Origin of the sequence: Tychonema sp. LEGE 07196, assembly GCF_963890365.1 — a bacterium.
GTDB lineage: Bacteria > Cyanobacteriota > Cyanobacteriia > Cyanobacteriales > Microcoleaceae > Microcoleus.
Window position 1 is genome coordinate 19811 of record NZ_CAWPRX010000036.1, and the last position, 23152, is coordinate 42962.

Sequence of the window (23152 nt, forward strand, 5' to 3'; positions counted from 1 at the left end):
CTTATTGTCCGAAAGTGCGATCGGATCGTATCAAGCTTTTATCCGTTACAAACTCATAGTAATACGACAGGAATGTGCGATCGGAAATTCTCAAAATCTTTATCAGTAGTGAAAATGCTGTAACCACGACGATGAGCAACAGCACATAGCAGAAAATCAGTATTTGAACCCTGAACGCCGTTACTGCGACAGGTATTGAAAAACTCTGCGGCTAACTCATAATCTTCAGTTGTTAGCTCTAAATCAGGAAAAGCACGAAGATACTCTTGCAATCGAATAAACTGTTCCTTGTAGCGCACCCCAGAAAGCACCTCCTGACGAATAGCCCCCAGTAAAACAACTCGTCCATCTGCAATCAAATCGCGTAGGACTTTAACGATCGCGATCGCATCATTTGTTGTGTTACGCCGCAATGCCAGCGACCAAACGGAACTATCAACAAGAACATTCATGTTGTTTGTCGCTGTTGCTTGTAGTTATAATCTTCATCGTAGTCAATAGTACCAAACAATTCCAATATTTTTAATTGTTTGCGACGTTGGATGTACTCGCGTAAAGCCGCTTCGATTAATGTAGTAGGTGTTTGATGGTTACTCAAATCAAGGGCTTCTTGAAGAAGAGTTTTGTCAATTTCGAGCGTAGTTACCATGTATTTTCCTCGTGCAAGTAGGGTATAACACAATTGCCACCGAACAATACTGTAATTTTAGTGTAGCACTGAAATTCCATCAATGGGCGACAAATACACGGGGGTCAATGACCCGAAAAGTTCATCTTTAGCTTGCGTCACTCAGTTTGTCGGCATCTATGAGGACTTGTCAAAGCTCGATCGCCCTTATTGTCCGAAAGTGCGATCGCCATTCCTTAAGTTAAAATATAAGTTGTCATATCCGATAATATAACTTATCAGATTCAACAAGGACAAGTTATGCCTGTAAACTGGAGAGAACATATCGTTAGTACCCCCGATGTACTGCGAGGTAAACCAAGAATCAAAGGAACTAGAATTCCCGTTAGTCTGATTTTAGGATATTTAGCATCAAATAACACTGTCGAACAAATCATAGACGAGTTTCCAGATATCGGCAAAGAACAGATAGCTGCTTGTCTTGATTATGCTCGCGATTTGTCGAACTTTGAAACAGTTGCCTAATGAGTTTAAGATTGTTCATCGATCAATGTGTTCCCTTATCGAACTTTTATTCCCCTCACATTCCTAAGCAACTGCAAGTTCATATTGCAGAACTAAAATTTCATATACCTTCAAAATAGCCATAGCATATTCAATCCCTTGATTGTCAGCAAATTCCACTAAATACTGACATTTTTTCCCGTATCATAGACTTCGACAACAGTTCCCACAAGTCCTACTGGCAAACTATAAAGCAATTCTCTGGACGGGTAAAGCAATGATTTATCGCTTCACTTACCCGCCCCAAACTAACATTCACGCCCTACTTATACCTTAACTTCCCCCCGCTAAACTCAGAAGCAACAATCATCGAGCCAATCCCCGCATCCGTGAATATTTCTTGCAGCAAAGCATGAGGAATTCGCCCGTCAATAATGTGAGCGCCCTTCACACCCTGAGCCAAACTTCGCACACAACAATTAACCTTCGGAATCATCCCCCCAGACACAACTCCCGACTCAACCAACTGTCTCGCTTCTTGAATATCCAACTTAGCAATCAGACTCTCCGGCTTGTGATAATCCTCCAGAATTCCCGCAGTATCAGTCATCAAAATCAATTTTTCTGCTCCCAAACCAGCGGCAATTTCCCCAGCTACGGTGTCAGCATTAATGTTGTAAGATTGACCGAATTGATCCGCCGCCACGCTCGATACCACCGGAATATAACCGCTGTTCACCAAAGACTCCAAAATGTTGGTGTCTACCCCGCTAACTTCACCAACAAATCCAATTCCCTCGCGGCCATCTGGACGAGCTTGAATCAGATTCGCATCCTTGCCGCACAATCCCACTGCTTTGCCGCCAGCTTGGTTGATTAACGAAACAATTTCTTTATTTACTTTCCCTACCAAAACCATTTCTACGACTTCCATTGTCGCTGCATCAGTTACTCGCAAACCATCCTTAAATTGCGGCTCAATTCCCAATTTTTCCAGCCAAATATTAATTTCTGGGCCGCCGCCGTGAACTACAACCGGACGCATCCCCACGCAAGCTAGGAGTACAATATCCCGAACTACTTTGTCTTTGAGAGTGCTATCTTTCATCGCTGCACCGCCATATTTGACTACAATTGTGCGGCCGGCAAAGTTTTGAATGTAAGGCAGTGCTTCGGAAAGCACCTCTACTCGATTAGTGTCCGAATTCCTAACAAAATCGCTTTGTTTGAGCATGGGTAATTTACAAAAGACTAAAAACTTAATTCTAAACTTTAATGGCTAAAGCAAATATCAACAGCTACAAAAATCACTTTTTCCCTGGAATTTATCGACGATTTGCCCGATCGCCCTTTTTGAGAGCTATCCTCATAATTATCATAGGTTTTTTTAATCATCTAGCTTGATATTTTGTCTTATAACTTATAAAATTCTTGGTAAAGTCAAGAAATGTATCGTTATCCTTGATTTACTGAACCTTATATGTTAACTGCTGTCGCCCCCAATTCCGAAAACCCTCAGTACACGCTACCATCAGAGGCTGACTCGTCCCCCCGAATGACGGTATTTTGCGATTTAGACGGGCCGATTGTCGATGTGTCCGATCGCTACTACAGCACTTACAAACAGGGATTAGCCGACACTCAAGCAGCCTGTAGCGAACGAGGCATCAGCCTCAACCTGCAAATCCTCAGCAAACAGCAGTTTTGGCAAATGAAGCAAAACCGAGTGCCCGATGCTGAAATAGCCAAAAGTTCTGGCTTGTCGGGAGAAGAAATTCACGTTTTTCTCGGATGCGTGAGTCGGATTGTCAATCAGCCAGACTTATTGCACCTAGATCGCATCCAGCCGGGAGTGCAATGGGCGATCGCGCTTTTGCACTCCCGCGGCGTGCGGCTGATTTTAGTCACCCTGCGGCCGAGAAATCAAGCCGTTCAACTGTTGCAAAATTACGGTTTAGCCAGACTGTTTACCAGCATTCGCGGCACTCAAATGCCGGATGCTGCCTACCACAACTATACAGCTTTAAAAACCGAATTGTTAGCTGAAGTTGCCGAAGAATTTCAGTCATCTCTCGGTTCGGCTTGGATGATCGGAGATACCGAAGCAGATATTCTCGCAGGACAAGCATTGGGAATACCTACAATTGCCGTTACCTGCGGCATTCGCAGCCGCCATCAACTGCAAAAACACCAGCCTAATTTCATTCTCAGCGACTTGATTATTGCCGTTCATCACTTATTAGGAGCGGCCCCAAAGGCGATCGTTGAGTGACAAGAGTTGACTGTTGAGTGTTGACTGTTAACTGTTAACTGTTGACTGTTAACTGTTAACTGTTGACTGTTAACTGTTAACTAATGACCAATGACTAATGACTAATGACTAATGACTAATGACTAATGACTAATGACTACTGACTAATGACTACTGACTAACTAAGATTTTTCTAAACTCCTAGTCATTTCCCACAAGTGATTGAGGGGAAAATAAATCACCGGAGCCCAAAGACTGCTGAGAATAGCAGAACACAAAGCCACTCGCTGGTGATCGCTCCAAATTTCTACTAAACCCCGATCGCCCATAGCCAAAAATTGTAGCCCCATCACCGTTTCCGCCACCACCGCCATCCCAAACACAATTAGGGCGATCGGAATCGGATCTCTCTCAACAATATCCGCCGGAATCGACCAGGTTTTCAGCAAAACAACCGTTAAGACTCCTACAACAACTAGACTCACAGCGTGGCTAGGATGAGGAGCAGTCATCGCATCTTGAAGAAACCCCAAAACCAAGCCCATGCTAGCAGCTCCCCAAACTGTACGTTTCCGCTTAATGCTCCAAGCTACCAACCAAATTAACAGCCAGTTAGGGCTAATTCCCAGCAATTCCATTCCCGGCATCCGAGTGGGCAATATCAGTAAGCACAGCAGCACAGAAACAAATGTAACGCCAAAGTTGAGAAATTTGCGCGATCGCCCAAACATTCTAGATAAAGCCTTCATTACTGCTTTTCTCCCCTATCCGGCGTAGAAGATTCACCAGCAGCATTCTTTTGTTCAACTTCCTTAGAGTGAGGGTAAATAACCGCCCATTCCAGAGAATTCATCGGTGCAGAAAACTCAACAACAGCTTCAGGAGCCGGAGTTTTATTCATATCTACGGAAACAATTTTTCCTACCGGCAAACCAGCAGGGAACAACTGACTGAAAGAAGAAGTTGAAACCACATCCCCAGGCTTGACATTGGGAACATTATCAAAAAACTCCATCACAGCCTGATTTCCGCCTTTACCGCGCATAAAACCCATGTTGCGACTGCGAGTAATTCCCACACCCAATTGACTCGTAGGATCGCTGACTAAAAGCACCAAGCTAGTATTAGGAGTAACACTGACAACCCGACCTACCAAACCGCCAGGGCCCATCACAGTAAAATCTGTTTTTATGCCATCATTACTGCCGCGTCCCAAAGTAATTTGCTGCCACCAATGGTCAGCGCTGCGGCCGACAATAGGAGCGACAATTCCTTTAGGTTTTTTAGCAGAAACATAACCTAAAAGCTCTTTTAGTTTTTGATTTTGAGCTTCCGATTCTAATAGCCGCGCTTGCAATTCTTGAGTCCGCGCCGAGATGAGTTGCTCTTGTCCTGAGCCGTTGGCTTGAAAAGGACGAGACACCCAATTGTAAACTTCAAACAGTGGAGCACCTTGTGTTTGTCTAACTCCCCAAGCAGCAGTTACAGCTAAACCTAAAAGAGCTATTGGTAGACGCAGATCCCACCACCTGCGGATTGTGTTTTTTAGCATAATCTCAGTAATGTAAAATTGTTATGTCAGGATTTTAGATTTGAGATGGCAGCCCTATTTCTAAATCCAAAATCCCAAATTTGTTAACTACATATTGCGCGACGACTGCCCGCTGAAAACCCGTTCCAATTGTTTGTTTTCCAAGACCCTACCCGTGCCCAAAACCACGCAGCACAGAGGGTCGGCTGCCACATGAGTGACAATTCCTGTTTCGTGACTGATCAGAGTATCTAAACCTTTCATCAGCGCCCCGCCGCCGGCCAGCATAATTCCCCTGTCAATAATATCTGCTGCTAATTCTGGGGGAGTGCGTTCCAAAGTACGCTTGACAGCTTCCACAATTACTGAAAGCGGTTCCGACATACTTTCGCGAATTTCTGGGCCTTTGATCGTCACAGTTCGCGGCAGACCGGAGAGCAAGTGCAAGCCCCGCACTTCCATAATTACGTCGTCATCCTCAGTCGTCGGATATGCAGAGCCCACTTGAATTTTAATTTCTTCAGCAGTGCGTTCGCCGATGACCAAATTGTGAACTTTTTTCATGTATTGGACGATCGACTCATTGAGTTCGTCACCCGCTACCCGCACAGACTCGCTGATCACCGTACCTTGCAAGCTCAAAACCGCAACTTCCGTCGTACCCCCGCCGATATCTATAATCATATTGCCAGTCGCCTCAGCAACAGGCAGTCCGGCCCCGATCGCCGCAGCGATAGGTTCATCAATTAAACGTACTTCTCTAGCGCCAGCCTGAGTAGCCGCTTCAATGACCGCCCGCCTTTCCACTCCGGTGACACCGCTGGGGATGCCAATAATTATCCGGGGCGAAACCAAGCTTCGGCCTTCGTGAACCCTGCGGATAAAAGTCTTGAGCATGAGTTCGGCAGTATCGAAGTCTGCGATTACCCCGTCGCGCAGCGGGCGCAGTGCTATGACATTCCCTGGCGTGCGCCCGAGCATTTTTTTAGCATCTTCTCCGACAGCCAGCGGTATTTTTAAGTCTTGGTCGATCGCCACTACAGACGGTTCTTGCAGAACAATACCTTTGCCGGATACATAAACGAGCGTGTTAGCAGTACCGAGGTCGATACCCATATCTCTAGATAAGGAAAATCGATTGAGAAGACCCACTGATTTGTACCCCCCCCCAAACTAAAATACTAATGTGTGCAATAATGTTGTTACAAAAGTGTAACCGAGGTGGATTCTATTACGTTTTTCATTCTGAGTCTAGTCAGAAACGTACATTGTCGATCGCGAGTTGAGTGAAGACTCGCCAATCATCCACAATCAATATGTTCTGGTAAGTGGGTGTAAAATCAGGATGAAGCCCTGATTCGCGCTCTTACAAGTTAAGCTGGCAGACGATCGCGAGTCCAGGAGAGTTTAACTACACCACCAATCGAGCACATTCCCGAAAAAGTTTATGAGTCTTAATGTTGTGACTTTAGTAGGCCGCGTCGGCGGCGACCCGGACGTAAAATATTTTGAGTCGGGTACAGTTAAGTGCAAGTTGACGCTGGCAGTGAGAAGACGATCGCGCAATAACGACGAACCAGACTGGTTTACTCTAGAAATCTGGGGCAAAACAGCGCAGATTGCTGCTGATTACGTTCGCAAAGGCGCTCAAATTGGGGTTACAGGCTCTTTGAAGTTCGATCGCTGGCAAGATCGCAGTACAGGAGCTAATCGCTCAATGCCAGTAATTAGAGTAGACCAGTTAGACTTGCTGGGTTCCAAACGCGACAACGAATTCTAGCATTTGGGTAATTGGGAAAATAATATTTGTGAATTGGGTGGCGGCTGGTGACTTCCGAAAAGTTAGAAATTGTTCAAACTGAGTATCAAGCGGGCAGAGTAGCTTTTGAGAGCGGCCGCTACGCTCGATCCGTCGAGAGTTTAGAAACAGCGATGGGTTTGGTCGATCGCAACTCCCGGTTGGGCGGCGAAGTGCAGATGTGGCTGGTGACGGCCTACGAAGCCTCTGGCGATACAGAAAGGGCGATCGAGCTTTGCCGCAAACTCACCCGCCATCCCCGCCAAGAAACCCGCCAGCAAGCCAAGCGCTTGCTATTCATACTCGAAGCCCCCAAACTCACCATCCCTCCCGAATGGATGGTGAAAATCCCCGATTTAGCAGCCTTAGATGAAAATCAATCAATCAGTTTTCAAGCCAATCCCAAGGCTGATATCAAGTACGCCAAACCTAAGCCCGTTGTACCGGAACCTGTAGATTTAAGTCAGGTAAATACAAAGGATAATCAGTTTATTTGGGTTGCGTTAATTGCGATATTTTTGATTTTAGGCGGATTATTTATTAATTATTAATCAGTTTTGGTAATTGGTAATTGGTAATTGGTAATTGGTAATTGGTAATTGGTAATTAATAGAATTTATCTAAGGCTGAATTTAGGCAAAAAATAGAATTTATTTAATACCAATTTCATAAAATAGTGCTACAGTTAGTATGTTTGTTTTAGACATCTAACTTTATAAAGCAGAACTCGTATTTGTAGCAGCACTTTGTGAAATTGGTATAATGCAGGACTTATGCAAGGAATACGATTTTCTGTCATTACGAGCCGTGGGAAGTATAAGCCCTTCGGGCCGGCTTCGCCAACGCAAAGGCTTGTTTTTCTTTACAAGTGCGTAAGTTCTTTGACACTCTCAGCGCTGAAGCGACTGAGATTCTTAAGAAATTGCCTTCTTAATATCCCTATTTCTAGGGTTCCCAAACTCAGTGCGTTTGCTCGTAGAGCGCACTGATATCTTTTGGGCGTTTAGGCGACTAGCGCCAAGTTTCGCGGAGTCCCCACGTACTATTTCCAAAGCTCTATCTCTGATAGTTTTAGCCGCACCAATGTCGGCGTGTTCGTGATAGCCACATTCAACACAGATGAACTTTTCGCCATTTCTGTTTGATTTTTCGATATGACCACAATTCCTGCATTCTTGGCTAGAGTGCTTGGGATTAACTTTAATTACGGCTTTGCTCTGCTTCACAGCTAGATACTCAACCTTTGAAATTAACTCGCCCCAACCTGCATCAGAGATAGAGCGGTTTAAGCCCTTTTTTCTTGATTGCCCATTCTTAAGGAATCTCCCTGTTTTCCAGTCGGTTTTTACTTGACAACGACGCATCATTCCAGATACATTTAAGTCTTCTAGGGCAATTACATCAACGTTGCGAGACACAATCTTATTGGCAACTTTCCATTGATATGCTTGACGCTTATCACTAACTTTTTGATGAAACCTTCCAACCCGGACAGCCGCTTTTTTGCGATTTTTACTACCCTTAACTTTACGGCTAACTCGTCTCTGTCTGATTTTGAGAGTCCGCTTAGCTTTTTTGTTAGTTGAAAACTTGGGATTTTTAACTTGGTAGCCATCAGAAAAATGAACCAGTTTAGTAATTCCCAAGTCACATCCTATTACTTTGGGATGCTCTCCCACAGGTTGAACGCTATATTCGGGTACGGATTTATCCTCAATTCTGATGGAGACATACCAGCCATTCTGACGTTTTCTAACTGTGCAAGCCTTGACAGTAAACCCATCTGGGATTGAGCGAGAGTTGTAAAACCGCATCCAACCCAGCTTGGGTAAGTAAATTTTATTACCTTGCAATTTTATTCCCATCACGCAGGTGAAGGATGTAAAATTACTGCGATTCTTGAACTTGGGAAAACCTCTGCCTTCAAAGAAATTTTTGTAAGCAGTATCTAATCGTTTAACATTCTGCTGTAAAACTGTTGAGTCTACCCCACTGTACCAAGGTCTAGCAACTTTCAACTCTGGTAATGCTGTAATTTGAATATCGCCAGCACTACGGCGCGGATTTCTAACCTTACCTTCCTTGTCAAGCTTTGAGTCTTTCCAGGGATTGCCTGTAGCTCCACTTTTGCTTACAGAGCTAGTCAAGGGACAAGCTTCACATCTGGTCTTAAGATCGCAGTAATCCCCCTGAATGAACTGCTGGTTGTATTGGGTAATCCTGTCGTTTAGGCACCAGTTGAAATGGCTCCTTAACATATCGATCCAATTTGCCATTTTCAAGCATTGGGTTTGATTAGGACGTAATTTGTAGACGTAGTTTGTTAGCAATTTTGCTCGCCTCCTTGTTTATATCTTACTGCTTTTTGCGCTTTTTAAATATTAAGAATTAAGAAAGACTCACGGCGGTTAAAACCGCCCGTGTCGCTTACATCTCAGGTCTAAAGACTCTGAGTTTTCCGCTTTACGACCATCTTTTATAATAATTCGTAGGTTGGCCCCTAGCGAAGTGAACCCTCCGTTTCACTCCACCCAACAATAATGAGAATTACAAATAGAGAATGGTTTTACCCTACCGAGGGCGAGAAATTTACAGCAGATAGCAGGTTTCTGAAGTAGGTATGCCGATCGAACAATCCCTCAAGGACACGGCACTGCCGTGTCCCTACCTACGATTTATCCGTACCTCATGCTTCCTGAAATTTGCTATGTAACTTTTTGTTGCCGATCGTGGACGCTCTAGATTTTAGCAAAACTATAATAGTGAAACAATAAAAGACAAGACAGGAAACCCGTTGGGGCAGTAAATCTAATTTCAACTTAATCTATTTCTCAGGAAAACAGCGACTTTAAGGAGTCGATAGAAAAACTTAAATTTCAACCAACGGAGCCTAAATTGTATCAAACATAAGTGCGCATCGCGATTTGTAGCAACAATTTAGTAACTCAACATCTAAAAACCTCATTCTGGCTTAAGAATAGAGGAATTCTATTTTGCAAATCAATTCGATCGCACCCATCAAACCTAAAAATATGAGGAGCGCTCAAAAATGGTAAATATTGTAGGCACTGCAGACATTGACACCCTAGTAGGAACTCCAACTCCTGACATAATTTGGGGGCTTGCCGCACCAGACAATCTGTCCGGGCGTGGCGGTAGCGACCTGATGTTCGGAGGTCCCGGAAACGACATCATGTACGGCAACAACGGCGCAGACTTCATCTACGGCGAGGACAACGACGATATTATTTACGGAGGCAGAGGTAATGACTTGATCTTGGGCGGTAAAGGTAACGATTTCCTAATTGGCGAAGAAGAGTCCGATACCCTGATAGGGGGTGCGGGCAACGATATATTTGTAGTCGGCAGGGGCAACGGCTTCAACGTGCGAGGAGGCCCGACAATCGCCGATGCAGACTTCATCACAGATTTTACCCAAGGTCAAGATAAAATCGCCTTAGTAGACGGACAAACAGCTTTTGAGGTAGCCGCTGTCACTGTTAACCTTAACGGCAGCAACGCCACAGCAATTAAGGAACTCTCCAGCGGGAATTTTTTAGTAGTGCTGCCTGGTTTAGTCAACTTCACAGGCATGGACTTTATCCAATTACAAGTTGCCGAAGGCTTCATCACCATTCCCCCGTCAGGTGCGACCGGCCCGACAGGACCCGCCGGCCCGGCAGGTGCGACAGGTCCAGCAGGCCCCACCGGTGCAACGGGATTACCGGGTATCCCAGGCCAACCAGGTCCGGTAGGTGCGACAGGTCCAGCAGGCCCCACCGGTGCAACGGGATTACCGGGTGTCCCAGGCCAACCAGGTGCACCGGGATTACCGGGTATCCCAGGCCAACCAGGTGCCACAGGTGCTACAGGCCCAGCAGGTCCCACAGGTGCAACGGGATTACCGGGTGTCCCAGGCCAACCAGGTGCACCGGGATTACCGGGTGTCCCAGGCCAACCTGGTCCCACAGGTGCGACAGGCCCAGCAGGTCCGACAGGTGCAACGGGATTACCGGGTGTCCCAGGCCCAGCAGGTGCCACAGGTGCCACAGGCCCAGCAGGTGCCACAGGTCCAGCAGGCCCGACAGGTGCGACAGGCCCAGCAGGCCCGACAGGTGCAACGGGATTACCCGGTGCGACGGGTCCAGCAGGCGCAACGGGCGCAACGGGATTACCCGGTGCGACAGGTGCCACAGGCCCAGCAGGTCCGCAAGGTGCCACAGGTCCAGCAGGCCCAGCAGGTCCGGTAGGTGCCACAGGTCCAGCAGGTCCTGGCGGTGGTGAAACTGGCCCCGCCGGCCCGACGGGTGCCACAGGTCCAGCAGGTGCGACAGGTGCCACAGGTCCAGCAGGTGCGACAGGCGCAACTGGTCCAGCAGGGCCGCAAGGTGCCACAGGTCCGCAAGGTGCCACAGGTCCAGCAGGTGCGACAGGCGCAACAGGTCCAGCAGGTCCGCAAGGTGCCACAGGTCCGCAAGGTGCCACAGGTCCAGCAGGGCCGACAGGCGCAACAGGTCCAGCGGGGCCAGTCGGCTTCGGGGGTTTGGGACTAAGTTACATCATTGCCCTTCAGGGTACATATCCATTACAAGACCAGGGGGGTGTTGATAACACTTTTATAGGAGAAGTTAAGCTGTTTGCTGGCGTCTTTGCCCCTAGGGGGTTTGCGTTTGCTCAGGGGCAACTGTTGCCTATCCAGCAAAATCAGGCTTTGTTCGCTGTGCTAGGAACTACCTACGGCGGCAACGGAGTGACTAATTTTGCTTTGCCCAATTTGCAAGGCAGAACTCCTGTCGGTGTAGGTGGAACTGTCTACGTAGGAGCGCAGCTTCCTTAACTGCTTTCGAGGCGAGAATTTTCACGGCAGTGACGCACCTTTCCCGCGTGCGGTAGGGACACGGCACTGCCGTGTCCCTACAAACCTGAAATACGCTGCAGGGCTTATGCTTCACTGCGTTTGCAATGACAATAATTTCATGTTTGTTGGCTGAGATATTGCAGCATTCTCAATCTTATCGTGGCAGAAACCGGGTTTTTGACGAAAAATATCCGCATTGATGCAGAGTATGAGCCAAAAACCCGGTTTCTTACCTCGGTACAAGAGGTCAGTTGGATTAGATTAAATAATTTCTTTCGATGCTATTATTTCCCAAGTGGCGAAGTCGCCTTTCACAAGCATTTTGATAAAGTTGTTCGGCTAATTTTGCTCCCTCTGCATCTCCTTTGCGAAGTAAAGCATATTTCAGAACGTCATAAGGTTTTTCGTATTGCGCTTCTGGATCTTGAAATCCAATGCGTTCGATGGCTTTGCCGTAACCTTGATGTTTGCCCATTGCGATCGACAAATGAGCCCAATGAATTGCTTGAGCGTTCAAGCCTGCATAGTAAGACGCATAGGCAGCCAACCAAGCTAATTCGGCAATTCCTGCGTGTTTTGTCAAGCCTTTGGCACAGGCATTTATGGCTTCTTGATAATCTGCTAAAGCCAGCCAGCATTCTGCTTCTCGATAGCAAGCCCAAGCTGCTTCTTCATCCCAACCGTTCAAATTTGCACAATCTCGATAAGCAATTATTGCTTGTTGGTTGTTGCCTAATTTTTTTAGGGTTTCTCCTAAGTAAAATAACCAGCGGGTATTCGTGGGTTCTTCCTTCACGAGTCGATCGAGTATTGCTAAATCTCGGTTAAATTTAGCTAAAGTAGCAGCAGCAGTTTTGGGGACTTCGGAAAATGCGATCGCCTCCATAAAACCCCGAATTCCGCTACCGCAGTCGAAGTATTCGTGAGTCGCGCCGATATATTTTCCAGTTGTGGGAATTCTAAATAATTTTTCTTTGCAGTAAGTTTTGTTAGTGTGGTAAACTAGAAAAACATCACCAACTAAACTGTCGATCGCCCCTCGAATATTATCGATCTGTGGGTGAATGCGCTCGTCTGTATCGAGGATAATTGCCCAATCTGCACTTATTTCTTTAGCGACTTCTAAGCTAAAATTGCGAGCAGCAGCAAAGTCGGCTACCCACTCAAATTTACGCTCTACGTATTTATCTCCAGCAACGGCGGAGGCAATGGCTAAACTTTCATCAGTAACACCCGTATCAATTACAATACAAGCATCAACCCAGTCGGCGACACTGACTAAAGCAGCTTCTATTAAGTCGGTATTATTGCCGGTTAAGGTAAGAGAGACAATTTTCATCGAGACAATCGCTAAAATAAAACAAAGACCAACTAAAAAGGCGATTATTATCGTGAGCGATTCCACCGGAGACCAAATTTTCTAGCCACACCCAGCATCAAAGAAACCGGGTTTTTCGCAGCTTTTCGTTAAATATCGATGTTTGTGGAAAAAACCCGGTTTCTGACCTGGAAATCAGGATTGGCTACAAAGGTAGATACTGAACGCAGTTAACTAAATCTTCAGGTTCGTTAACCTTAGCAATAATTTCCAAGTCACGAAACGGGCGATCGCCAAAAGTTACATTCTGTTGATGGGCATAGATAACACCAGCAAAATTGACTTGCTCTTGCTGGCGGCGGTTGGCTATGGCTAAAAAATCTTCGTCTTGTGTAAAAACAACGCGCTGAATATCCATTGCGCGATCGAGTATAACCGTATCTGGTGTGTTTTGATGGTTATCTTCTTGAGCTCTCAAAACATCTACATCTCTTTGTCTTAGTCCATTTGTAATCGGTAGAGGCACATTCTCATCCATATATAAAGCTATGCTCATTTAATTATTCCTTGGGCGCGGAGTTTTTTAGCCGCTTGAGATTCGCCCGCTTCTAATCTCAACTTTTCAGCATACTCGAACCGACGCTGCATATCGGCATCAAGCTCTTGTTTGTGATCCCAGTAGTAGGCTAAAGCAGAGTGAATTTTACTCAAAGTTAGGTGAGGATAGCTTTCTAGTAATTCTTCAGGACTCAAGCTGTAGGCTTTTACCGAAGTAATTAGTTCGACTACTTTCATAGTAGTCCCTGTGATGATAGGCACATTCTTCTCATCTAATTCCACGTATTTATATTCGGTTGCAGTTAGTGGCATAGTTTACCTCGTTTATGGATCTAATTTAATTATATCGATCGCCCTCTACCGTACAGCCGAAGAAACAACCGAAGAAACCGGGTTTTTTGCAGCTTTTCGGTGGTGTATCGATATTTTGGGAAAAAACCCGGTTTCTGGCCACACCCAAAATCGCTAAAATAAAACAAAGACCAACCTCAAAGGCGATTATTGTGAGCGATTCCACCATAGAACAGATATTGAAATTGGCAAGTCAGCGAGCCTCGGCCGCTGAAGTATACTACCTGTCGAGTCAAGACACGCCGATCGAATTTGAAAACAATCGCCTCAAATCCCTGCAAACCAAAGCACTGCAAGGCGTAGCACTCCGGCTGATTCACAACGGCAAAATCGGCTTTGCTAGTTCCACAGACTTAACCCGGATAGACGATTTAGTCGATGCAGCCATTCAAACTGCCGAAATCGGCGACCCCGCAGAATTTGAACTCGCCTCCAACTTCCACCTAAAAGGCCCGGAAACCACCTACACTCCGCCCACAACTGCCGAATTAGTCGAAAACGGCAAAAACCTTATCGAGCAAGTTCACGCCTACAATCCCGATATTATGGTAGATGTAGGCTTTCACGTCCGCAGCGGCCGCGTCAAAATTGCCACGACGCGAGATGTGTATGCCGAAAGAAGCAGCCAAATAGTCAGCGGGACGATCGCCGGAAATTTGGTCAAAGGAGAAGACTTTATGCAAGCATACAGTTACGATGTCGCGCGCGATCGGGCGATCGACACCAACAGCATCCTCCAATCACTCCTCGAAAAATACCGCCTCGCCGAACATCCAGCCACCATCGCCAGCGGTTCCTATTCAGTATTGTTCACCCCCAGAGCCGCCGCCAGCACATTAGGAAGTTTGTTTGATACCATCCTTTCAGGTCAAGCAGTCGTTCAAAAAGCCTCTCCCCTAGCCGACAAAATCGGCGAAACCTTATTTGACGAACGCTTCACCTTTTTTGAAGACCCAACTTTAGGCCCTTCCGCCTGTCCCTTCGACGACGAAGGTACGCCCACCACCCGCAAAACCTTGATTGACAAAGGAACAGTCACCGGATTTTACTGGGATCGCAGGTGGGCCGCTCGCGCCGGTGTACAATCAACCGGCAACGGTTTTCGCGGTGGATTGTCGCGCCCAGGCCCTGATTTGACTAACTTCTGCATTTCCCCAGGAAACACCAGCATCCAAGACTTGATTGCTAGCATGGACGAAGGTCTAATAGTAGAGCAAGTTTTAGGTGCCGGTCAATCCAATCAATTAGCAGGAGAATTTTCAGTCAATTTAGACTTAGGCTATAAAGTAGAAAAAGGCAAAATTGTCGGTCGCGTCAAGAATACAATGGTCGCAGGCAGCATTTTTGAAGCCTTTAAAAATTTGGCAGATTTGAGCAGCGAAGCCGAATGGGTAGGCGGTGCGGCATATTTGCCGAGTATGCTGTTTCAACAGTTGGGTGTCGCTTCAAGGCAATAAGTTGAGTGTTCCTAGAAAAACTTTTGCCATAAAAATGTGATGACGCTTGGCCCCAAAAACCCGGTTTCTACCAAAAACCGTCGGTGAAATCGCCAATACTGTTAAGAAACCGGGTTTTTATTCCGCAGTGCGTAATATCGTTTCCGGTTGCATCGGAATGATGTTAACTGTTAACAGTCAACAGTCAACAGTTAACGCCTGAATTTACTATTCCGATCGAGAGAGGATTTGATATAAGTCGAGAGTTGTCAGAAAAAAACAGAAACTGTGTCGGCAAATTATCGCTTTGCTAAGTCATGCAAATAGGAAAAAATAGGGAAAAGGTACAATGAAAGAGCAAAATGTCAAGGATGGAACTGGGAAGAAGAAAAAGCACTTTTTCTTTCTTTTACCTTTTGTTTTTTGCCTTTTAACTCTAGTGACTGGATGTGTTCAGTACGATGTCGGAGTCAACTTTCAAAGTCAAACTCGCGGCGAAATTGTCCAGCACATTAAACTGGGGGAAAAGTTGACCAGCTTCAGCAGCGAAACTGTTGGAGATTGGTTGAATAGCGTAGAACAGCGGGTGAAGTTGCTGAACGGAAAAACTAAACGGCTTTCCGAGACAGAAGTTAGGGTGACTATTCCTTTTAATAATGGAACCGAGTTACAAAACAAGTTCAACAAATTCTACAATCCGATCGCACAAACCACCAAAAATCATCCCGTCGCCAGTAAGCTAGAAACCGATTTACCGAAGTTTGAATCTCACATGGATGTCAAGCAGAATAATTTGTTATTGGTGCTGCGAAATCGGTTGAGTTTGGAATTGGATTTGCGCTCTCTTTCTCTGCTTTCCTCAAACGGCAGTTTGCTACTGAGTCCGGGGGGACTTTTGGAGCTAGAATTTAGCTTGAACACGCCTTGGGGCGCAGAAAGTATGGAAACTGTCGCCGGTGCGCTCGTACCCGAAATTTACCGCGAAGGAAAGCAGTTAGTTTGGAAGCTTAAACCAGGGGAAATTAACTATTTGGAGGCGACATTCTGGATTCCGAGTCCCGTAGGAATAGGGGCGTTAATTATTGCCTTATTTGTAGCGGCGGGCGTTGCTTTGAAATATCAAATATTGCCAGGACTCGGAATCGGGAAGAAACCGCAAAACCTCGGCCAAGCCTAAAGAGGATATATTTGAGCGGGGCGAGTCATATCGTGTCCGGTTGATTACCATAACAAAAACGGTTCGTAGTGCGGATGACCGTTTGCTCTTAAGTTACGGACGCTGACTGATGTACTGCGAACTTTATCTAGGAAAATACTTCGGACAGTCTTAGGCCCGATCCAATATCTGAAACCCATGCTGGCTATAGTGTGGACTATTTTTTCTAAGTTTAAGTTGAGCCTTAAGTTTGAAAAAAAGATTAAAAATGTGAAGGCTTGCACTGTAAAGCTTCCAGAGGCTTTAAAAAACTTTCCGAAGTATTGCTTAGGATAGAAAACTTAATAACTTAAGCACCTCTTACAGTTTTCTTTCCTGCAAGTTGCGAGATAATAAGGAGGTAGATACTCTGGATTTGCATTACCAGGCTCTTCCTGGTAACGATCCAATTTAGGATAAAAAAATCTGTTTTTTTCTGGGTAAATGTATCAGTTTAAAATCTAAAAGTTGTTCGCTAGCGAAGTCGTATCAATTCCGGTTGCACTCATACATGATGTTAACAGTTAACAGTCAACAGTCAACAGTCAACGCCTGAATTTACTATTCCGATGAAGAGAGGATTTGATATCAAAGAATCTAAAATCTAAAATCTAAAATCTAAAATTGAATGGTTGTTTCCAGAGACGAAAATGGTTTAGAAACGATTTCTGAGGGGATCGCAATTTTAATTGATTTGGCAGAACGGGGAGAAATCAATCCTTGGGACGTGCAAGTCATTGAAGTGTTCGATCGATGTTTGAGCAAACTGACAAACGCCTGCGATGCCGATAGGGGTACGGATTTCTCCGATTTGTCCCATTCGGGTCAAGCGTTTTTGTACGCTTCAATGCTGGTGCTGCTCAAAGCAGAAAGTATCGTTCTCTCTGAACCCCCCGCAAATCCTGAATTCGACGAGGCCGCGCTAGAAGACTCAGAGCATTCGGGAGGGCGACATTTGCCGCAGCATTTGGAGCGACAATTGCGCCGTCGCGGTGTCGCTCAACTCCCACAAAAACGCCCGGTGACTCTCCCGGAACTAATCGAGCAGTTGCAGCTTATGAAAGCAGCAATGGAGCAGACAGTTGCTCCTCGCCGCCGCCCGACCTCAAAAATGCGATCGCAAGCCGCCCAGGCTATTTTTGAGCTAGCTCACCAAGAAAATCTTGTGGAAACTGCTAGCGAACTAGAACGGCTTCTGACAGGGCGCGGGTCTGAAATTGATGAGGGTTGGCTCGACTTGGAAGAACTTCTGGAACTTTGGCGCCATCACGATTTGCACTCTCCTGTTGACGCCGAGTCCCCGCTATCGACTGGAGAAGTTCACTTGCCAAATCATGACCGCGTGGGTGTTTTTTGGGCGTTATTGTTGCTGTCGGCTCAGTCTAAAGTAGAGTTGCTTCAAGAGGAGTTTTACCAAGACCTCAAAATCCGACCGCTGTGAACTGAAACGGCATGGTAGTCAACTGGGGAAACCAATAACTCTCCCCCTGCGTCGGTTAAGACTTTAGGCAGAACCTTGCTCGCCGACATTCTAAGGCTGAGTATGAAACGCGGACAGCCAGATTGCGAAGTTCTGGTTAATTCTCGATACCTGATTTTTTAAATCTAGTAAATAGGGAATAAATCATTAATAGCCTGGTACGATGTCGCCTATAAACAAGTCGGGATTGTGCTGCGATCGCACCGATCGCAACCGCTAGCATCTAAGTGTTGAGTTGATATCAATTAATAGAGGGTTGAGGAAGTTAATAATGAAAGCGATGATTCTGGCGGCCGGTAAAGGCACTCGCGTCCGTCCCATTACTCAGACAATACCCAAACCGATGATTCCGATCCTGCAAAAGCCAGTGATGGAATTTTTGGTTGAATTGCTCCGCCAGCACGGGTTCGATCAGATTATGGTCAATGTTTCTCACTTGGCCGACGTGATTGAGAACTATTTCCGAGACGGTCAAAAGTTTGGGGTACAAATTGGCTATTCTTTTGAAGGGCGGATTGAAGACGGCAAAATGATTGGAGAAGCCATCGGTTCCGCTGGCGGCATGAAACGGATTCAGGATTTTTCACCGTTTTTTGATGATACTTTTGTGGTACTGTGCGGGGACGCTTTGATTGACTTGGACTTGACTGCTGCTGTGAAGTGGCACCGGGAAAAAGGGGCGATCGCTACTATTGTGATGAAATCTGTTCCTCGGGAACAAGTTCCCAGTTACGGAGTGGTGGTGACAGACGATTCTGGCAGAATTAAAGCTTTCCAAGAAAAACCTTCTGTAGAAGAAGCTCTGAGTACCGACATCAATACTGGGATTTATATTTTTGAACCGGAAATATTCAATTACATCCCTTCGGGTAAGGAGTACGATATCGGTTCCGAGTTATTCCCCGCGTTAGTAGAAGCAGGGGCTCCGTTTTACGGAATTAGCATGGACTTTGAGTGGGTGGATATCGGCAAAGTTCCTGACTATTGGCGGGCAATTCAGAGCGTGCTGTTGGGAGAAATTAAAAATGTTTCAATTCCGGGAATTGAAGTGCGCCCCGGCGTTTACGCTGGTTTGAATGTGGCTGTGAACTGGGATAAGGTTGATATTACCGGGCCTGTTTACATTGGCGGGATGACCATTATTGAGGATGGAGCAAAAATTGTGGGCCCGACAATGATCGGCCCAAATTGTTGGGTGTGCAGCGGGGCGACTGTGCAAAACAGTGTGATTTTTGAGTATTCCCGTTTAGGCCCAGAGGTGCGCTTGATTGACAAACTGGTGTTCGGGCGCTATTGCGTTGACAAAACCGGAGCTGCGATCGATTTGCAAGAAGCGGCGCTCGATTGGCTGATTACTGACGCTCGCCAAGTTTTACCTACTCAACACGGAGAAGAGCGGCGGGCGATCGCAGCAATTCTCGGTAATCTTTAATAATTGGTATAGCCTTTCGAGCGTAACATCAGGTGCTAGGAGTGGGCATAGGCCTCCGTAGCCTCCGTGGGCATACCTCACCACGCGATCGAACCGCTATAGTGGGTATTTTTTAAAGGTAAGGTGCTGGTAACGAGTAAAAATCTTGTAGTGAGGACTTTAGTCCGTAAAACGCGAACTAAAGTCCGCACTACAAACCTATCGATCGGACGCGATATGATTAATTACGACTGAAGATAGGTGTACTGGCCCAGACTTCGTTCGTAATTTTGCAGCAAAAGTTGGGCTTCAGAAAGAGTAATTTTATTTTGCTGCAAAGCTGCTTCTGTCTGACGGCGAATGCTTTCAACCAAGCTTTCTGAATCGTACTGTACGTAGCTGAGGACTTCTTTCATAGTGTCTCCTTTCACCACGTGCTCGATATGATAGCCAGAAGGCGTTAGCTGAATGTGAACTGTATTTGCATCGCCAAATAAGTTGTGAAGGTTGCCCATAATTTCTTGATAAGCACCTCCCAAAAATAGCGCTAAATAGTAAGGTTCTCCCGGCTTGAGAGTATGCAGTTCCAAAACCGGCTTGACATCTCGCAAATCGATAAATTGGTCTATTTTGCCGTCGCTGTCGCAGGTTATATCGGCTAAAATACCGCGCGCAGTAGGTTCTTCGTCGAGTCGGTTAAGGGGCATAATTGGGAACAATTGATTGATTGCCCAACTGTCTGGTACTGACTGGAAAACAGATAGGTTGATGTAATAAATAGACGCCATCACCTTTTCTAGGTCTTCCAAATCGTCCGAAACGTATTCTTTTTGCCGCGCGATCGCCTGTATTTTATCGCAGCAAGCCCAGTACAACTGTTCGGTTTTTGCCCGTTCCGCAATTCCCAAATAGCCTAAGTTAAATAAACTGACTGCTTCTTCCTTAAATTGGATCGCATCGTGATAGACTTCTTGGTAATTTTCTGGTGTGATTGATTGGTAAATTTCGTAGAGATTGCGCGGAATAAGATGCGCGTTTTCGTCTACTGGTTCTGGTATTTCTCTGGGGACATCGCTAGTACCGAGTACGTTAAAAACTAAAACTGATTGGTGAGATGCGATCGCCCGCCCGCTTTCGCTGATGATAATTGGTACAGGAATTTTCCGCTCGTCGCAGGCATCTTTCACTCCCGCTACTACGTCGTTTGCGTAGTTTTGCATATTGTAGTTTTTGGAAGTGTGGAAATTTGTTTTAGAGCCGTCGTAGTCAACGCCGAGCCCGCCGCCTACGTCCAAGTAGTTCATATTAGCTCCCAATTTAGCTAATTCTACATAAATGTGGCTGGCTTCTCTAATGGCATCTTTGATGACGCTAATTGAGGAAATTTGAGAGCCGATGTGGAAGTGCAGCAACTGCAAACAGTCGAGCATTCCTGCTTGTTCTAGTTCGCCGACGGCGCGGATAATTTCTGGAATTGTCAAGCCAAATTTTGCCCGATCGCCCGTGGAACCTCCCCAGCGGCCAACGCCTTTGGTAGTGAGTTTGGCTCGCACTCCCAAAACAGGTTTAATTTTTAATGCAATGCTGGCGGCAATTGCGAGTCCTACTTCCTCAATTTGCTCCAGCACAATCACGGAAGTTTGCCCTAGCCGCTGCGCCAAAATTGCGGTTTCTATGTATTCGCGGTCTTTGTAACCGTTGCAAATCAACAAAGCGCCAGGGGTTTTCAAAGTCGCCAAAGCGATCATTAATTCTGGTTTTGAGCCGGCTTCCAGTCCGAAGTGATGGGGTTGACCGAAACGCACCAAATCTTGAACTAACTGTCGGTGCTGGTTGCATTTGACTGGAAAGACGCCGCGATAGACATTTTTGTAACTGTAGCGAGCGATTGCTCTGGCAAAACAGGAATTTAAGCGATCGATCCGATCTTCCAAAATATCGGAAAATCGAATCAGCAGGGGCAAAGCCAAATTGCGCTGTTTGAGCGATTCAACCAGTTCGTACAAGTCGAGGGAACCGCCGCGATCGCCCTTGGGAGACACTGTAACGTGACCGGCGGCATTGATCGAAAAATAGGGTTCGCCCCAGCCTTGAATGCGGTATAGTTTCTCGCTATCTTCTATTGTCCAAGATTTTTGTGGCTGTTCAGCAGCGGCTACCAAAGCACCGTCTGAAGGAACCAAACTCGTGACTGTTGGTGGCTGAGTCGATAGCGACTCGGTATCGGAGGAAGCAACGGTAGCTGGGGAGCTCATCTTATTGAAAACCTCGAAATGAGTGGTCAAATAGATAGTCTATCCCAGATATCGGGTTTCCTGATGCAGTGGAAAATTCACTAGGCCAAACCGGGCATAGGGCAGAGGCCGCCGTGGCCAAACCGGGCATACCTCACCACGCGATCGAACCGCAATATTCAAGCTGTATGTAGGAATGGATGTAAACTCGCAAATCCGGTTTCCCAGTTTACGTGCGCCACGAGTGCTGTCGGGCGATCGATCGCCCGACACACTCTAACCAAAAATCACCTCCGGCGGTGCCATGTCAGCCCCCACAATCATCGCCCCGTTGTGAGACTTCTTCAAACCCGGCTGAGGCGCTTTTTCTTGGCTCTTCGGAGCCGGCGCAACAGAGGCGGGCGGTTTCACCTGCGGCTCAGGTACTGCATTGGCGCCCGGTACTACAGGTTGCTGCGACAGCCAACCCACACCCCCGATCGCCCCAGCCATCAAAGCGGTGTAACCGAGGTATAAATGCACGGGACGCATTTGAAATCCGTCGGCTGAATCCGAGTCAGAAACAGACAAATAGGTGTTAGCAATTACCAGACTCGGAGCCGGTTTGGGCAAAGCATTCGCCATCGCGGTGCCGTCTAGTCCCAAGGCATCGCCCAACCTGCGGATAAAACCTCTAACGTAAATATCCTGGGGCAGTTTCTCAATTTCCCCATTTTCGATCGACTCAATGTGGTGCAGCGGGACGAGAGTTTGACTGTGGAGTTGTTGGAGGGATAGCGATCGAACTTGTCGCCCCTTGCGTAACTCTATACCCAACTCCCGCAGAGACTCTTCTCGCTGTTCAACTGCGATTGCTGCTTCTTCTTCCTTGGTGAGTTTTTTGGTCTTGTTGAGAAAACCGAACCCCGGAAAGGATTTTGCAGGGGCGATGACAGTTGCTGGTGCAGCCGACTCAAATTTAATTTCGTCTTGATGCGCCGGTTGTTCTTCTTGTGAAGAGTGATTTTCTGTCTCGCCATCTTCAGTCTCGACCTCGGTTTGGGGGGGCGCTTCCACAGCAGCGCTGCGCCAATAGAACACAGGATCGGGTACTGACGGCTCTAATTCTCTAACCGATAGGGCGGCGGAAGTTGCAGCAGCGAAAGTCTCTTCTACAACTTGGATTTCCGTGTTGTTTGGTTTGCCAAACCTGTCAAATGCCAGCTTGACAGCTTCTCTGCTAACGGCTCTAATTAAAATTTCGGCTGCAGATGCTGCTTCGCCCAACATGGTTTGCAAGCTAGCTAGAGCGTGGCTGTAGGTGTCGCTACAGAGGAGTTCAGCTTCTATTTGACCGAGGACAGAACGAAAACTTTCTTGAGAAATTTCAATAGTTGCGTGATCTGTCACCCCAAAATAAGCCTCGGGTTTCAGTGCCATGATGTTTGTGTTGTCTTGCTAGAAGGTATCTGAATAAGTTCTTCGACAGCTTGGCATTGATTCCGGAGGGGGATCGGGGGAGAGGTTCGATCGTTCGGACTTGAGTCCGCATCAATTTGGGAGGAGGATCGGGGGAGAGGTTCGATCGTTCGGACTTGAGTCCGCATTGATTCGGGAGGG

At 46.5% G+C, this 23152-nt stretch carries 22 protein-coding genes; 10 read left to right on the forward strand and 12 right to left on the reverse strand.

Translation table 11 applies throughout. The annotated features are described in order from the left end of the window. Positions 1-53: 53 nt before the first annotated feature. Complete coding sequence (gene vapC / locus AACV78_RS04835; RefSeq protein WP_194009041.1) at positions 54-452, reverse strand: type II toxin-antitoxin system VapC family toxin; 399 nt, start codon at positions 450-452, stop codon at positions 54-56. Next, positions 449-649, reverse strand: coding sequence for a type II toxin-antitoxin system VapB family antitoxin (locus tag AACV78_RS04840; RefSeq protein WP_194009042.1), 201 nt, complete (start codon positions 647-649; stop codon positions 449-451). Before AACV78_RS04840 ends, vapC begins: the two co-directional genes overlap by 4 nt. Positions 650-731: 82 nt before the next feature. Between AACV78_RS04840 and AACV78_RS04845 the strand changes: the two genes are divergently transcribed. Continuing rightward, a complete protein-coding gene (locus tag AACV78_RS04845) occupies positions 732-902 on the forward strand; it encodes a hypothetical protein (protein WP_194009073.1) in 171 nt (56 codons plus the stop codon). Positions 903-928: 26 nt separating this feature from the next. Next, positions 929-1153, forward strand: a complete 225-nt coding sequence (locus AACV78_RS04850) for a DUF433 domain-containing protein (RefSeq protein ID WP_194009043.1) — start codon at positions 929-931, stop codon at positions 1151-1153. 301 nt (positions 1154-1454) lie between these two features. On the opposite strand, the gene argB is transcribed toward AACV78_RS04850, so the two are convergent. Then, on the reverse strand, positions 1455-2366 hold the full coding sequence (gene argB / locus AACV78_RS04855; RefSeq protein ID WP_194009044.1) for an acetylglutamate kinase: 912 nt from the start codon (positions 2364-2366) through the stop codon (positions 1455-1457). A 246-nt stretch (positions 2367-2612) separates the two neighbouring features. Here argB and AACV78_RS04860 point away from each other — a divergent pair, with 246 nt between their 5' ends. Beyond that, entirely contained in the window at positions 2613-3404 is a 792-nt protein-coding gene (locus AACV78_RS04860) for an HAD family hydrolase (protein WP_194009045.1), read from the forward strand. A gap of 161 nt (positions 3405-3565) precedes the next feature. On the opposite strand, the gene mreD is transcribed toward AACV78_RS04860, so the two are convergent. From mreD to AACV78_RS04875, 3 genes are all read right to left on the reverse strand, one after another. Then, on the reverse strand, positions 3566-4132 hold the full coding sequence (mreD, locus tag AACV78_RS04865; RefSeq protein WP_194009046.1) for a rod shape-determining protein MreD: 567 nt from the start codon (positions 4130-4132) through the stop codon (positions 3566-3568). Further along, positions 4132-4935, reverse strand: coding sequence for a rod shape-determining protein MreC (mreC, locus tag AACV78_RS04870; protein WP_194009047.1), 804 nt, complete (start codon positions 4933-4935; stop codon positions 4132-4134). The genes mreD and mreC overlap by 1 nt, the downstream gene beginning before the upstream one ends. An 87-nt stretch (positions 4936-5022) precedes the next feature. Next, a complete protein-coding gene (locus tag AACV78_RS04875; protein WP_194009048.1) occupies positions 5023-6030 on the reverse strand; it encodes a rod shape-determining protein in 1008 nt (335 codons plus the stop codon). A gap of 331 nt (positions 6031-6361) precedes the next feature. Between AACV78_RS04875 and AACV78_RS04880 the strand changes: the two genes are divergently transcribed. Continuing rightward, a complete protein-coding gene (locus AACV78_RS04880) occupies positions 6362-6694 on the forward strand; it encodes a single-stranded DNA-binding protein (RefSeq protein WP_194009049.1) in 333 nt (110 codons plus the stop codon). Positions 6695-6741: 47 nt separating this feature from the next. Then, positions 6742-7263, forward strand: coding sequence for a tetratricopeptide repeat protein (locus tag AACV78_RS04885; protein WP_194009050.1), 522 nt, complete (start codon positions 6742-6744; stop codon positions 7261-7263). 363 nt (positions 7264-7626) lie between these two features. Here the strand turns inward: AACV78_RS04885 and AACV78_RS04890 are convergent, their stop codons facing one another. After that, positions 7627-9042, reverse strand: a complete 1416-nt coding sequence (locus AACV78_RS04890; RefSeq protein ID WP_194009051.1) for an RNA-guided endonuclease InsQ/TnpB family protein — start codon at positions 9040-9042, stop codon at positions 7627-7629. A 719-nt stretch (positions 9043-9761) separates the two neighbouring features. On the opposite strand from AACV78_RS04890, the gene AACV78_RS04895 reads away from it, so the two are divergent. Beyond that, on the forward strand, positions 9762-11549 hold the full coding sequence (locus AACV78_RS04895; protein WP_194009052.1) for a tail fiber protein: 1788 nt from the start codon (positions 9762-9764) through the stop codon (positions 11547-11549). Positions 11550-11826: 277 nt separating this feature from the next. Here AACV78_RS04895 and AACV78_RS04900 read toward each other — a convergent pair whose 3' ends face one another. The 3 genes from AACV78_RS04900 to AACV78_RS04910 form a co-directional block, all read right to left on the reverse strand. Next, positions 11827-12909 (reverse strand): glycosyltransferase, encoded by a 1083-nt coding sequence (locus tag AACV78_RS04900; protein WP_194009053.1) that lies wholly within the window; start codon positions 12907-12909, stop codon positions 11827-11829. A 184-nt stretch (positions 12910-13093) separates the two neighbouring features. Continuing rightward, positions 13094-13444, reverse strand: a complete 351-nt coding sequence (locus tag AACV78_RS04905; RefSeq protein ID WP_194009054.1) for a DUF5615 family PIN-like protein — start codon at positions 13442-13444, stop codon at positions 13094-13096. Next, on the reverse strand, positions 13441-13758 hold the full coding sequence (locus AACV78_RS04910) for a DUF433 domain-containing protein (protein ID WP_194009055.1): 318 nt from the start codon (positions 13756-13758) through the stop codon (positions 13441-13443). The genes AACV78_RS04905 and AACV78_RS04910 overlap by 4 nt, the downstream gene beginning before the upstream one ends. A gap of 191 nt (positions 13759-13949) precedes the next feature. On the opposite strand from AACV78_RS04910, the gene AACV78_RS04915 reads away from it, so the two are divergent. From AACV78_RS04915 to AACV78_RS04930, 4 genes are all read left to right on the forward strand, one after another. Continuing rightward, on the forward strand, positions 13950-15254 hold the full coding sequence (locus tag AACV78_RS04915; RefSeq protein WP_194009056.1) for a metallopeptidase TldD-related protein: 1305 nt from the start codon (positions 13950-13952) through the stop codon (positions 15252-15254). A gap of 328 nt (positions 15255-15582) precedes the next feature. Continuing rightward, positions 15583-16410, forward strand: coding sequence for a DUF3153 domain-containing protein (locus tag AACV78_RS04920; RefSeq protein WP_194009057.1), 828 nt, complete (start codon positions 15583-15585; stop codon positions 16408-16410). A 646-nt stretch (positions 16411-17056) separates the two neighbouring features. After that, on the forward strand, positions 17057-17869 hold the full coding sequence (locus tag AACV78_RS04925) for a segregation/condensation protein A (protein ID WP_194009058.1): 813 nt from the start codon (positions 17057-17059) through the stop codon (positions 17867-17869). 310 nt (positions 17870-18179) lie between these two features. Then, a complete protein-coding gene (locus AACV78_RS04930) occupies positions 18180-19340 on the forward strand; it encodes a nucleotidyltransferase family protein (protein ID WP_194009059.1) in 1161 nt (386 codons plus the stop codon). A 224-nt stretch (positions 19341-19564) separates the two neighbouring features. On the opposite strand, the gene speA is transcribed toward AACV78_RS04930, so the two are convergent. Together speA and AACV78_RS04940 are read right to left on the reverse strand one after the other, a co-directional pair. Beyond that, complete coding sequence (gene speA, locus AACV78_RS04935) at positions 19565-21574, reverse strand: biosynthetic arginine decarboxylase (RefSeq protein ID WP_194009060.1); 2010 nt, start codon at positions 21572-21574, stop codon at positions 19565-19567. A gap of 255 nt (positions 21575-21829) precedes the next feature. After that, positions 21830-22972: a helix-turn-helix domain-containing protein gene (locus AACV78_RS04940; RefSeq protein ID WP_194009061.1), complete on the reverse strand. Its 1143-nt coding sequence runs from the start codon at positions 22970-22972 to the stop codon at positions 21830-21832. Positions 22973-23152 lie beyond the last annotated feature (180 nt).